10 protein-coding genes are annotated in these 12,593 nt (G+C 45.3%); 2 read left to right on the top strand and 8 right to left on the bottom strand.

Annotated elements, in window-relative coordinates; all coding sequences use genetic code 11:
* Positions 1 to 2: 2 nt before the first annotated feature.
* The 6 genes from folD to K339_RS0130920 all read right to left on the bottom strand — a co-directional run bounded on the left by folD (position 3) and on the right by K339_RS0130920 (position 5,326).
* On the bottom strand, positions 3 to 884 hold the full coding sequence (gene folD, locus K339_RS0130940; RefSeq protein WP_028527049.1) for a bifunctional methylenetetrahydrofolate dehydrogenase/methenyltetrahydrofolate cyclohydrolase FolD: 882 nt from the start codon (positions 882 to 884) through the stop codon (positions 3 to 5).
* Positions 885 to 1,319: 435 nt separating this feature from the next.
* A complete protein-coding gene (locus K339_RS0130935) occupies positions 1,320 to 1,538 on the bottom strand; it encodes a nucleotidyltransferase family protein (RefSeq protein WP_028527048.1) in 219 nt (72 codons plus the stop codon).
* Positions 1,539 to 1,544: 6 nt separating this feature from the next.
* Complete coding sequence (locus tag K339_RS0130930; RefSeq protein ID WP_028527047.1) at positions 1,545 to 2,255, bottom strand: SIR2 family NAD-dependent protein deacylase; 711 nt, start codon at positions 2,253 to 2,255, stop codon at positions 1,545 to 1,547.
* Complete coding sequence (locus K339_RS36830) at positions 2,185 to 3,207, bottom strand: alpha/beta fold hydrolase (protein WP_084332379.1); 1,023 nt, start codon at positions 3,205 to 3,207, stop codon at positions 2,185 to 2,187. The genes K339_RS0130930 and K339_RS36830 overlap by 71 nt, the downstream gene beginning before the upstream one ends.
* A gap of 98 nt (positions 3,208 to 3,305) precedes the next feature.
* Complete coding sequence (gene argG, locus K339_RS0130925; RefSeq protein ID WP_028527046.1) at positions 3,306 to 4,505, bottom strand: argininosuccinate synthase; 1,200 nt, start codon at positions 4,503 to 4,505, stop codon at positions 3,306 to 3,308.
* A 113-nt stretch (positions 4,506 to 4,618) separates the two neighbouring features.
* Positions 4,619 to 5,326: a GNAT family N-acetyltransferase gene (locus K339_RS0130920; protein ID WP_028527045.1), complete on the bottom strand. Its 708-nt coding sequence runs from the start codon at positions 5,324 to 5,326 to the stop codon at positions 4,619 to 4,621.
* A gap of 642 nt (positions 5,327 to 5,968) precedes the next feature.
* On the opposite strand from K339_RS0130920, the gene K339_RS0130915 reads away from it, so the two are divergent.
* Entirely contained in the window at positions 5,969 to 8,683 is a 2,715-nt protein-coding gene (locus K339_RS0130915; protein WP_028527044.1) for a PQQ-dependent sugar dehydrogenase, read from the top strand.
* Positions 8,684 to 9,071: 388 nt separating this feature from the next.
* Positions 9,072 to 11,072 (top strand): BspA family leucine-rich repeat surface protein, encoded by a 2,001-nt coding sequence (locus K339_RS36440; RefSeq protein WP_051398388.1) that lies wholly within the window; start codon positions 9,072 to 9,074, stop codon positions 11,070 to 11,072.
* A 22-nt stretch (positions 11,073 to 11,094) separates the two neighbouring features.
* Here the strand turns inward: K339_RS36440 and K339_RS0130905 are convergent, their stop codons facing one another.
* Together K339_RS0130905 and K339_RS0130900 are read right to left on the bottom strand one after the other, a co-directional pair.
* Positions 11,095 to 11,415 (bottom strand): 2Fe-2S iron-sulfur cluster-binding protein, encoded by a 321-nt coding sequence (locus K339_RS0130905; protein WP_028527043.1) that lies wholly within the window; start codon positions 11,413 to 11,415, stop codon positions 11,095 to 11,097.
* Between the two features lie 2 nt (positions 11,416 to 11,417).
* A complete protein-coding gene (locus tag K339_RS0130900; protein ID WP_028527042.1) occupies positions 11,418 to 12,422 on the bottom strand; it encodes an NAD(P)/FAD-dependent oxidoreductase in 1,005 nt (334 codons plus the stop codon).
* Between the last annotated feature and the right edge of the window lie 171 nt (positions 12,423 to 12,593).

The following is a 12,593-nucleotide window of genomic DNA, read 5'->3' as shown; positions in this document are numbered from 1 at the left end:
TGTTACTTAAAAATGGCTTTTTTCGAGGCCAAAAGTGTATTAGTCATCAAGCCACAGATGGTCATTAGCCCTACTCCGCCTGGGACGGGGGTAATGTAGCTCGATTTGGGTGCTACTTCGTCAAATTTGACGTCACCTTTAATGGCAAAGCCGCTCTTTTTGGACTCATCTACCACGCGGGTAATACCCACGTCAATCACAACCGCGCCTTCTTTTACGTAATCAGCCGTGATAAACTCTGGCCGTCCCAACGCCGCAATCAAGATGTCTGCGCTTTGACAAACCTCTTTCAAGTTGTGCGTACGGCTGTGGCAAATCGTCACGGTAGCGTTACCTGGGGCGGTATTACGTTGCATCAAAATACTCATCGGAAGCCCTACAATTTGGCTACGTCCTACTACCACACAGTGCTTACCAGCGGTGTCAATGTTGTAGCGCTTGAGCATCTCCAAAATCCCAAATGGAGTAGCCGAAATATAAGCAGGCAAGCCCTTACACATCCGCCCTACGTTGATGGGATGGAAACCATCCACGTCTTTTTCAGGGGCTACTGCTTCCATCACGGTATTTTCAGAAATGTGGGAAGGAAGCGGCAATTGCACAATAAAACCGTCGATGTCGGCATCGTTGTTGAGCGCGTCGATGTGCGTGAGTAATTCCGCTTCTGAAGTGGTTTCGGGAAGCCGCACGAGCGTTGACTTAAACCCAACTTCTTCGCAGCTTTTGATTTTTGACGCTACGTAGGTTTCGCTTGCGCCGTTATTTCCTACCAAAATCGCTGCCAAATGGGGCGTTTTTCCGCCTTCCGCTTTGATTTTATCTACTTCTATTTTAATCTCGGCTTTTACCTGCGCCGACAGGGCCTTTCCGTCTAAAAGTTGCATTTTGTATGATTGATTCTTAACTGTTCAATAACTGCTGTACTTCTACCTTTAAAATGGGAAGATAATTGATGATTATCGCCCAGATATTGACTGGCTCAATTGATTTTATTGTCCATACACTAATTCCCTCGTGTTCAACACTTCTTTGATAAAGTAAGGATTTTTAAGAGAATTTTCTGTCAACAAATCAACTTCCCTTTTAAGTAGTTGCGCATAAATTTTAGTGTATTAGTAATTTATTTTGCTTCGGCGAAGCAAAACCTTTGTAGAATAAGAAATCCGTCCATAAAGTTCGAATCCTTTTGCTTCGGAGAAGCATAACAAAGCAATAGGTTATGCTTCTCCGAAGCAAAAATTAAAAAAATATCCTTATGCTACTACAAATGTTTCGCCTCTACCGAGGCTACTTTGAATTACCCTAGAACTTTTGCTCAACTACTTAAGAACTATTTTTAAAGAATCATACAGAGACCACCATAGTTCTCCTTTTTCTAGTGGTTCAATTTCTTCTTCAAATGATATTAAAAAATCAATATCACTCTCATCGTTGAGGTTTTCAGTGGCTCCTGAGCCAAACACGTAGGCTCTTTCAACCTTGTGTGCCTGAAAAATTGTTTTTAACTGAAATAAATTATCCTTTACGAGACGATTCATAGCTTTTCACAAAAACTCTTTCAGCAGCATCTCTTTCAACAACTCCATCCCAACCGTCGCTTTTTCGGGAATAAACGTGACGTACTTGGTGCTCCCAGCCAGCTCTGGCGTTTTGGGGTCAACCACAAAAATCGGCACGCGGGGACGAACGTAGTACACCAAGCCTGCCGCAGGATATACCACCAGCGACGTACCTACCACCACAAAAATATCTGCTTGCTCAGTCAGTTCAACGGCGGGTTCCATCATGGGTACTTCTTCGTGAAACCACACAATGTTCGGGCGCAGTTGGCTGCCAAGTTCACATTTGTCACCTAAATTCAACTCCCACCCTTTGATGTCATACACCAAACGAGGATTTTTGGTACTGCGCGATTGAAAAAGCTCACCGTGAAGGTGTAATACGTTGGAAGAACCTGCTTTTTCGTGCAAATTATCGACGTTTTGGGTAATAATCTGAACATCAAAGTACTGCTCCAATTCTGCCAAAATCAAGTGAGCAGCGTTGGGCGCTACTGAAAGTGCTTGTTTACGCCGTTCGTTGTAAAAATCAAGTACTAACTGCGGGTTTTTGCGCCAGCCCTCGGGCGTGGCTACGTCCTCAATGCTATAGCCCTCCCACAATCCATCCGAATCGCGAAAGGTTTTAATACCGCTTTCGGCGCTGATACCCGCGCCTGACAGGACGACTAACTTTTTTTTGGGCGACGATGACATTCGTTTCGGGGATAAATGATTGTAAGAACGAATTTACTTTTGCGTAAAACACCGCAGGATTGTCCAACCAAGGGAAATGATGCGCTCGGTCAATCACCGCAATGGAAGCCGTAGGCAGTGCTTTTTTCCAGTAATTTACCAATCCACTAAGATTGAACCGTTGTCGCGATAATACCACCATGACGGGGATTCCGCGTTGGCGAATACTCGTAACACAATCAAACGGATTAGGAACAAATTTACTACTTACCCTGCTCTTTATATCGATATTTTGAATTTTTTCGTACAAAAATCCTGCCGCTATGGGCTCGTGAAGGGTATCGTGTACGTAAGTGGCAGCCTGAAAACCCATGATGGCTTTGGCGCGTGCCACCGAATCGGGTGCAATTGTCTGAAGGTGCTGTTGTAGTTTTTCAAATCGCCGATTGATGACTTCTTGCGACAGCATTCCCGAAAAACCATAGTCCTCGTGCGTGTCAAAATACACATCTGAGCTGTTGGGTAAGGTCGTCATCGAAACGGGATTCACAAGAATAAGTTGTCCCAAATGCGAACCCGCTTGCGACGCATACGCACAGGCAATTTTAGCCCCAAAACCGTGCGCCATCACCGACCATTTCGGAATACGCAACACCATTCGGAGAGCCTCAATATCGGCCACCGCTTTGTTGAAATTGACCGTAGAGTCACTGATGTACGGAAAACGACTTTTGCCCGTTGCGCGCGGGTCGTAGAAGACAACACGGTTAGTTTCCGATAGCTTTTGGACGAGCTCTTTTAAGTAGCTCGACGAATTTCCCACGTCACTAACGACGAGGACAGGATTGCCACTACCTACTATTTTGAAGTACAAATTAGCGCCGCTGTTACAGATAGCCCACCCTTCGTTTTGAGCCCTACTCTCCAACACTACCCACAAAAACGCGATTATAAAGAGTAAAGCTTTTCTCATGCGACACTTGAGATTCTCGTTATCCGTTATTGGTTATCTGTTACTAGAAACCCTTTTAAGAAGTAACTAATAACAGATAACTTTTCACACCTAACGAATTACTGATTCAACTCACTAATTTTCTGATAAATCATCACTTGGTTTGACGCTACTTTGGCAAAACCACGAACGTCGTCGCCTGTCCAAGCGTTGTTCATTTCACCGTAGCTACCAAACACCGACGACATCAAATCGTAGTTTGATTCAATGCCTTCAACGTGGAAACGATACGGTGCCAAATGAACGTGTACCAATCCCGAAACGTGGGCTTGGGTATCGGCCAAGAATGTCTCGATGTTGCGCATTACAGGCTCCATAAATTGGCCTTTGTGCAACAGACTTCCGTACCAGTTGGCCAATTGTTCTTTCCAATACAATTGTTGCTCACTCAATACGTGTTTTTCCAAGGTGTGGTGCGCTTTGATAATTACCAACGGCGCGGCTGCTTCAAAACCAACGCGGCCTTTGATACCAATGATGGTGTCACCCACGTGGATGTCACGTCCGATACCGAAAGGTGCTGCGATTTCGGTCAATTTTTGAATCACTTCTACGGCACTCATTGCTTCGCCGTTGAGCGAGCAAAGTTCACCTTTTTCGAAGCCCAACGTAACACGTTCAGCCTCCGTTTTGCTTACCTGCGTTGGGAACGCACTTTCTGGCAAGTAGTTATTTGAAGTCAAGGTTTCTTTTCCCCCTACCGATGTTCCCCACAAACCTTTATTGATAGAATACGCTGCTTTATGCCATTCTTGATCAACTCCTTTTGACTTTAAGTATTCGATTTCGGCTTCGCGTGAAAGGCGCATGTCGCGAATCGGAGTGATGATTTCGGCTTCAGGCATGATGATGCGGAACGCCATGTCGAAACGTACTTGGTCGTTTCCTGCGCCTGTACTTCCGTGGGCAATGGCCGCTGCGCCAATTTCTTTGGCAAACTCCGCCGCTGCAATGGCCTGAAAAATACGCTCGGCACTCACCGAAAGTGGGTACGTGTTATTTTTCAGAATATTTCCAAAAATCAAGTATTTGATACACTCGTCGTAGTAAGCCGCTGTTTTTGAGATAGTCGCGTGCGACTTTACACCCAACGAATACGCACGAGCTTCGATGGCCTTCAGTTCTTCGTCCGAAAAACCTCCAGTATCGACCAATACCGAGTGAACTTCGTAGCCTTTGTCTTCTGACAAATATTTGACACAAAACGAGGTATCAAGACCTCCACTAAATGCTAAAACAACTTTCTTTTTTTCTGACATCGGTGGTAAATACAATTAGTTGCCGCAAAGTTAAGATAATCTGAGGAAGGTTACTAAAAAAATAAACCCGCTGACCTTAGCGCCAGCGGGTTAGTATGCAAGGTAGGCTTTACCTACGCCACTTCTAGTTCTTGTTGACGATGACGTGCTTTTGCCTCTCTGATTTCGCGTTGCAACAATACGCGTTGCTTGAGGCGCATCCAACGCTCGTACAACTTCGACTCCTTCAAGAAATCCCAAGGCGCTTTTTTACCACTTTTATGTACTACCTGCGGGTCGTACATCATTCCCGTACACAAGCAGTTTTTGCGGTTGGTACGCGTCAGTACGTCGTAGTTGACACAGCTTGAGCAGCCTTTCCAGAAGGCATCATCCGCAGGTAACTCGCTAAAAGTAACTGGCTCGTAGCCCAAATCCGAGTTGATTTTCATCACGGCTAGGCTCGTAGTGATACCAATGATTTTTGCTTCAGGATATTTCACGCGCGACAACTCGAATGCTTTGCGCTTAATGGCCTTTGCAATACCACTCTTACGGTGGTCAGGGTGGACGATAAGCCCCGAGTTAGCCACAAATTTACCATGTTCCCAGGTTTCGATGTAGCAAAAACCAACCCACTCGCCCAAAAGCGTAGTGGCGATAATTGCTTTACCTTCGGCCATTTTTTCGCGGATGTAAACAGGAGAGCGTTTTGCAATCCCTGTTCCGCGTTGTTTGGCACTTTCTTCCATCTCTTTGCAGATGGTTTCGGCGAGGGCAAAATGTTTTTCTTCGGCTGTTTCTACAATGTATTGGTCAGATACGATTTCGATGTTTGACATTGTCGTTTAGTCAGGATTAAATCCTCTGCGGAGACAAATAATCCGCTTTGGTGTTGAAAATTGATGATTTGGGGAAAAGATGCGAAGTATGTTTACCACATAGGCAAACGGGTATCATTGTGTCCTTTCGGACCTACAAGTAAATGGCGTAGTGTGTGCGCAGCGAGTATGTGAGAGCGTTTTGGCCACTTTTGTGATTTTGTTTTTGAAAAAAAACGTGACAAATATCGGTTAAATTGTATGAACCGTGCAAGAAAAGAACGAATTATTTTTTTCGATAGTTCATTTCGTCACTCACACCGTACTATCTATAATTTCTCATTAAATAGTAAAACTTGTAAGTCAGCAAATTAGTTTATCCTACAACCATTCTTTATAGAATAACAGATGAAGGCATTAAAAACAAAAGTAGCCTCAGCGAGGCTAAATCTTAGTAGAAAAAGAAGGGCAAAGACCATCCAATAGCCCCATCGGGGTGACATCTTTCACTGAGCGTTGGTCGCACCGATAGGGCTTTGTGGGAGATTTGACTCATTTTTCTACGAAGATATAGCTCCTCTGGAGCAATGAATACGACTTTATATTTTAATGTGTTCAACCTAGTAGAATAACACAATACAAATTTTCATTTTAAACTACATTATGAAGCCATTTTTTGGGTCAAAGTCATCCTTGGTGCTATCAACTTGCTTGTTGGTAGCTGCGGTGGCACCCTCTGCCGTGGGGCAAACCTCCACACCTCCTGAGGAAAACCGTTTTACCAAAAACATTCTACTTGAAAGGCTCGACGAACCCACCGAGCTTGTGGTACTGGAAGACCAGCGCGTACTCTTAACCGAGCGTAAAGGGAAAGTAAAATTGTTTAACCCCAAAAAACCAAACACCTACAAAGTAGTGGCCAACTTGCCCGTGTACATTCAGCAAGAATACGGCTTGATGGGTATTAACGTTGACCCCAACTTTAAAGAAAACAAATGGGTGTATTTGTACTATTCTCCCGTATCGACCGAAGCCGACACTTCACAGCGATTGGTACGGATGAAATACGACACCGAAAAAGATACGCTCCTGCCTAGCACCGAACAAATTTTGTTGCGCGTGCCTGTTAAACGTACCGACTGCTGCCACACGGGTGGGTCGATTGCGTGGGACAAACAAGGGAATTTGTACCTTTCCACGGGGGACGACATCAATCCGTTTGGAAACGAAGGATACGGCGCCCTCGATGGTCGCCCTGGTCGTGCCAATTGGGACGGTCGCTCGACGTCTTCTAACACCAACGACTTACGCGGAAAAGTGCTTCGTATCAAGCCTCGTCCTGAAGGTGGATATGATATTCCAGCGGGTAACTTATTCCCCGCAGGTACGGCCAACGGTAACGACCGCCGAACCCGTCCAGAGATTTATACCATGGGGACACGCAACCCGTACCGTATTTCGGTGGATCAGCGTACCAACTATTTGTATTGGGGTGACGTAGGCCCTGACGCAGGCAACGACAGCCCAACGCGTGGCTCAAGAGGTTATGACGAAGTAAACCAAGCCCGTAAAGCGGGGTATTTTGGCTATCCATTGTTTATTGGCGATAACCGCCCTTATAATCGTTATGACATGGGTACGAAGGTATCAGGCGAACGTTTTGACCCACTTAAACCAATCAACGACTCTCCGCACAACACAGGTATCACCGAATTGCCCCCTGCGCAAAAAGCGTTCATTTTTTACCCTTACGCCGATTCTCCCGAGTTTGGGCCAATCGTAGGTAAAGGCGGACGAAACGCGATGGCGGGGCCTGTTTACTACTACGACGATTATCCAGAAACGGACGTAAAATTCCCTCGCCACTACGACGGCAAGTTGTTTGCTTACGAATGGATTCGCGACTGGATTCACCCCGTGACCATGACCAAAGACGGCGACTTTGTGCAAATGGAAGAGTTCATGCCTAACACCAAGTTTAGCCACCCTATTGATATGCAGTTTGCCGTGGACGGCTCACTCTACGTTCTTGAATACGGAAACACTTGGTTTGCCCAAAACGATGACTCTCGCTTGTCTCGCATCACCTACAACGCGGGCAATCGCAAGCCGTTGGCTGTGGCAAGTGTGCAGAAAAAAGCAGGAGCCGCGCCCATGAAAGCAGAGTTTTCATCGAAAGGAACCGTGGATTATGACGGCGATGCCCTCAAATACGAGTGGACGTTTGGCAAAGGTTTGCCCAAAAGCAACGTGGCTAACCCGACCTTTACCTACACAAAACCAGGCATTTACACCGCTACCCTCAAAGTAACTGATAGTAAAGGCAACGCAAGTAGCAGCAGCGTAGAGGTAAAAGTAGGAAACGAACCTCCTAAAGTAGAAGTGGCATTGGCAGGAAACAAATCGTTTTACTGGGAAAACAAACCCGTAGCGTACGAAGTAAAAGTTTCGGACAAAGAAGACGGAAGTTTGGCCAACCAAAAAATCAACCCTGAAGACGTAACCGTAACGGTGGACTATTTGGAAGGTTTTGATAAAACGATTTTGGCGCAAGGCCACCAAGCCAACTTAGGCGTGGCGACGGGAAAACGCTTGATGGATTTGTCGGATTGTAAAGCGTGCCACGATGTCGTGAAAAAGTCGATTGGCCCTGCTTACCGCGACGTGGCGAAGAAATACAAAGGGCAACGCGACATTGAAAGCCGTTTGGCCGATAAAATCATCAACGGTGGCGGCGGTGTATGGGGCGAACAAGCCATGAGCGCTCACCCGCAAATCAAGAAAGAGGAAGCGAAAGAAATTGTGAAGTACATCATGTCGTTGGGTAACGAAAAAGGTCCCGACAAAAAACCTGTGAAGGGTGAGTACGTAACAGCAGCTAAACAAAAGGAAGGTTCGTATATTTTCAGAGCCAGCTACACCGACAAGGGTAATCCTGTCGTTGGCCCTCAAACTTCTACCAGTACGGTGGCTTTGCGTCCTGCCAAATTGAAGGCCACTTGGAACGATGAAGCCAAAGACGCCACGACGGTTGAGCTTCCAACAAAATCGGAAGTGTTGGCTCCTGTAAAAAATGGTAGCTACGCACTCTACAAAGACGTGGATTTGACCGACGTCAGCAGTTTGTCGTGCATGGTCTATGCCAGCCCCGACCGCACCGTAGGCGGTACGATTGAAGTACGTTTGGATAGTCCAACGGGGGCGTTGATTGGCCAGACCGAAGTATCGAACAGCCAAATGGGCGCTGTTACATTATCGCTCCGCAAGCCCGACAACAAAGTACACAATTTATACTTGGTTTTCACGACCACCAAATCGGTACCTGAAGGCAATGGTTTGTTTGGCGTAGAATGGCTCCAGTTTAACTCGGGGCAATAGTTTTGTTAACCGTTATTTGTTAATTGTTATCCGTTTTGCCGTGGGGCTGGTTGTAAGCAACCAGCCCCATTGTTTTTATCCTTCTCCCCAAAGCTACAAACGTTGCGCCTCTATCGAGGCTACTTTAAATTCCTCAAAAGCTTTGCTACACCACTACAAATCAGCATCTTACTCAATAAATTCATGCACTAAATAATAAAAATATACTCAAAGAAAACAAATAAATGAGTAGCCATTTTTTTAGGGATACAATGTTTTACTTACCCTAACTTTTCTTTTCTTTGATAATTAATTAACTCATTCATAGACTCAGGCCCTGAAGCATACCTATCCAGAACATACATTTTTACACTTTTGCAATTATTTTCTTGAGCGATTACTATTTATTATGCAGAAAATTCTACTTCAATTCCTGACTATTTTTTCATTTGCTTGGGCTACTCTCCTGCACTCTGCCCAAGCCCAAAGCAGCCCCTTCATCACCCGTTGGGATTTATCAAAACCAGGTGATGCTGCCACGACATTAACATTTGGCGTAGCTACCGCTGGTACCGTAAGTTACACTTGGCAGCAGGTGAGTGGTACAGCCTCTGGCAGCGGTACATTTAGCGGAAGCACGCTCACTATCACAAATTTACCTGCCAATGCCATCATCGACCTAAGCATTGATCCCGTTAATTTCCAAAGAATCAATATCAATTACGGTACAAACCGCCAACGTCTCACCGAAATAAAGCAATGGGGTACAGTAGCTTGGAGCAGTATGGAAAGAGCTTTTGAGGGTTGTTCAAACATGGCACTCACTGCCACTGACGTTCCCAACTTTGCTGCTGTGACTAATATGAGTTACATGTTTGCTAGTTGTAGCACCTTTAACCAATCGGTGAGTAATTTTAATACCGCCGCAGTTACTGATATGAGTGATATGTTTGCTTTTTGTCGTGCCTTTAACCAATCGGTAAGCAATTTTAATACTGATAAGGTTACCTCTATGAATAGTATGTTTCATGGGTGTAATAATTTTAACCAATCAGTGAGCAATTTTAATACTGACAAAGTTACTGATATGAGCAATATGTTTTTTGATTGCAATGTCTTTAACCAATCGGTTAGCAATTTCAATACTGAAAAGACGGCCAATATGAGTTATATGTTTTATGGTTGTAAGACCTTTAACCAATCAGTGAGCAATTTTAATACTGCCAAAGTTACTAATATGAACTATATGTTTGGTGGTTGCAGTACCTTTAACCAATCGGTGAGCAATTTTAATACTGAGAAGGTTACTGATATGAGCGAGATGTTTTCTGGTTGTAGAACCTTTAACCAATCAGTGAGCAATTTTAATACTGAGAAGGTTACTGGTATGAGCGGGATGTTTTATGGTTGTAGAACCTTTAACCAACCAGTAAGCAATTTTAATACTGAAAAGGTTACAAATATGAGTAACATGTTTTATGGTTGTAGCATCTTTAACCAACCAGTAAGCAATTTTAATACTACCGCTGTCACAGATATGAGTTGGATGTTTTTTGGTTGTAGCGCCTTTAACCACTCAATGAGTAATTTTAATACTGCCGCAGTGACCGATATGAGTTTGATGTTTGCTGGTTGTAGCATCTTTAACCAATCGGTGAGCAATTTTAATACTGAAAATGTTACCTATATGTTCAATATGTTTGCAGGTTGTAGCGCCTTTAACCAAAACTTAGCTTCTTGGGGTAGCAAACTCCATCCCAATGTGAACCTTACTAGCTTTTTGGATAACTGCGGCATGAGTGTGGCTAACTACGATGCTACGCTTACGGCTTTTGCAGTAGGCTCTTCGGTAACGGGTAGAACTATGGGCGCTTCAAACCTTAACTACTGCAATGCAGAAACAGCCCGCACGCTCCTTACTACGCCCGTCGTCTCGGGGGGAAAGGGCTGGAGCATTTCGGGAGATTCTAAAAACTGCACTATCCCAACAGTCATTACCATTGCCCCCGAGAGGCCCGCTATTTGTCCAGGAACATCTATCACCCTCACAGCGAGTGGATGCGCAGGCACCATCATTTGGCGGGGTGGAGAAAGTCCGCAAACGGGGGCTTCAATCACTGTCAGTCCTGCACTTACTACTTCCTATTCAGCCAATTGCAGCACGAGTGGTACAGAAACCGTTACGGTGAAGGTCGCAAATAGTACCCTCGCCGTTGGCTACAATGTAGTCACCGAAAAGGAGCGGTTCAAGGCATTAACTTCTCTTTCTTCCGACAAAAAAGTCGGCAATGTCAATTTTACACCTAGCGCTCATGTCAGCTTTGAAGCTGGCAATTCCATCACCTTGCTCCCTGGCTTTTCCGCCGAAAAAACCAGTACGTTTCTGGCCGAAATAAAAGGCTGTCAATAAAGTAGTGAAACATTGGGGGGCCTTATTCTTCCTCCCCCAGTATTTTAAACGTTGTTCCTTGCAGGGTTTCGTCCACGCGTAGTTGGCAGGCGAGTCGGCTGCATGAAGTCGCCGAGGGCAAGGTGTCCAAAATATCCAATTCGGCGTCGCTTACCGACGGCAAGTTTTCTCCTCCGTCCAATACCCCTACGTGGCAGGTAGCGCAGAGTGCCATTCCTCCACACGTAGCCAAAATTGAATACTCAGAAGCTTTTAACACTTCCATCAAATTAAGCCCTATTCCCTCGGGAATCTCTAGGTCTTGGCGTTCGCCTTTGCGGTCTTCTATGGTGAATTGTATCATGATTAGAAAGCATTGACCCCGTTTACCGTCGTATATTTAAAACTGAGGTGTTGATTGGGATACACATATTTGAACGCGCTTTGGCACATCATGGCTGCCTCGTGGAAGCCCGTTAAAATCAGTTTGAGTTTGCCAGGGTACGTGTTAATGTCACCAATGGCATAGATGCGTTCAACGTTGGTCGAATAATCGAACGTATTTACTTCAATGGCTGATTTACTGATGTTTAGCCCCCAATCGGCGATGGGGCCGAGTTTGGGACTTAGGCCAAACAACGGAATAAAAAAGTCGGACGACAGTTGGGTGGTACTTTTGTCTTTGGCCGCCACCACTACCTCCTTCAAATGGCCATTGCCGTTTAAGCCGACTACATTTGACTGCAACAGCAGATTGATACGACCGTGCTGGGCCAACTCAAACACTTTCTCGGCCGAATCGGGTGCGCCACGAAACGAATCACTGCGGTGAATCAAAGTGACGTTTTTGGCCACGTCGGCCAAGTAGGCCGTCCAGTCGAGGGCAGAATCACCGCCGCCTGCAATCACCACGTTTTTGTCCCTAAATTTCTCTGGGTTTTTGACCATGTAAGCAACCCCTTTTCCTTCAAACCGTTCCAAATCAGGAATTTCGGGTTTGCGTGGTTCAAAGCATCCTAAACCACCCGCAATGACCATCACTTGGCAATGCACCTCGGTATCGTCAGACGTTCGCACGATCAACGAACCGTCGGGCTGGCGTCCTACTTTTTCCACGCGCTCCCCCAGCGTAAACGTTGGTTTGAAGGGAGCGATTTGCGCCATGAGGTTGTCCACCAACTCTTGTGCCTTGATGGTGGGGTAGCCTGGAATATCGTAAATGGGTTTTTGGGGGTAAATTTCTGACAACTGCCCTCCTACTTGAGGCAAGGCATCTATCAAATGGCAACGCATTTTCAGAAGTCCCGCTTCAAAAACGCTAAACAGCCCCACAGGCCCCGCTCCTACAATACAAATATCTGTCGTTATCATAACCATTAGTAATTTTTACTGGTTTGTGTCTTTATTTTAAAATCTGTCTTAATGATGACGTTGGAAGACGGATAGACAGATTTACAGCAGCAAAAGTAGAACATTTTACCATAGCGCGCCAATCATAAAAACGCATCAATTATTACTAAAAGTTATAGACAACTATTTCCA

The sequence above is a fragment of the Runella limosa DSM 17973 genome (assembly GCF_000482465.1).
Lineage (GTDB): Bacteria > Bacteroidota > Bacteroidia > Cytophagales > Spirosomataceae > Runella > Runella limosa.
Note: the sequence above shows the minus strand (reverse complement) of the source record. Positions and strands in the feature narration are given on the sequence as shown.

What these genes read in the sequence shown, in the direction of transcription:
- folD (WP_028527049.1), bottom strand. Translation starts at nt 884, where the DNA reads ATGCAACTTTTAGACGGAAAGGCCCTGTCGGCGCAGGTAAAAGCCGAG.
- K339_RS0130935 (WP_028527048.1), bottom strand. Translation starts at nt 1,538, where the DNA reads ATGAATCGTCTCGTAAAGGATAATTTATTTCAGTTAAAAACAATTTTT.
- K339_RS0130930 (WP_028527047.1), bottom strand. Translation starts at nt 2,255, where the DNA reads ATGTCATCGTCGCCCAAAAAAAAGTTAGTCGTCCTGTCAGGCGCGGGT.
- K339_RS36830 (WP_084332379.1), bottom strand. Translation starts at nt 3,207, where the DNA reads ATGAGAAAAGCTTTACTCTTTATAATCGCGTTTTTGTGGGTAGTGTTG.
- argG (WP_028527046.1), bottom strand. Translation starts at nt 4,505, where the DNA reads ATGTCAGAAAAAAAGAAAGTTGTTTTAGCATTTAGTGGAGGTCTTGAT.
- K339_RS0130920 (WP_028527045.1), bottom strand. Translation starts at nt 5,326, where the DNA reads ATGTCAAACATCGAAATCGTATCTGACCAATACATTGTAGAAACAGCC.
- K339_RS0130915 (WP_028527044.1), top strand. Translation starts at nt 5,969, where the DNA reads ATGAAGCCATTTTTTGGGTCAAAGTCATCCTTGGTGCTATCAACTTGC.
- K339_RS36440 (WP_051398388.1), top strand. Translation starts at nt 9,072, where the DNA reads ATGCAGAAAATTCTACTTCAATTCCTGACTATTTTTTCATTTGCTTGG.
- K339_RS0130905 (WP_028527043.1), bottom strand. Translation starts at nt 11,415, where the DNA reads ATGATACAATTCACCATAGAAGACCGCAAAGGCGAACGCCAAGACCTA.
- K339_RS0130900 (WP_028527042.1), bottom strand. Translation starts at nt 12,422, where the DNA reads ATGATAACGACAGATATTTGTATTGTAGGAGCGGGGCCTGTGGGGCTG.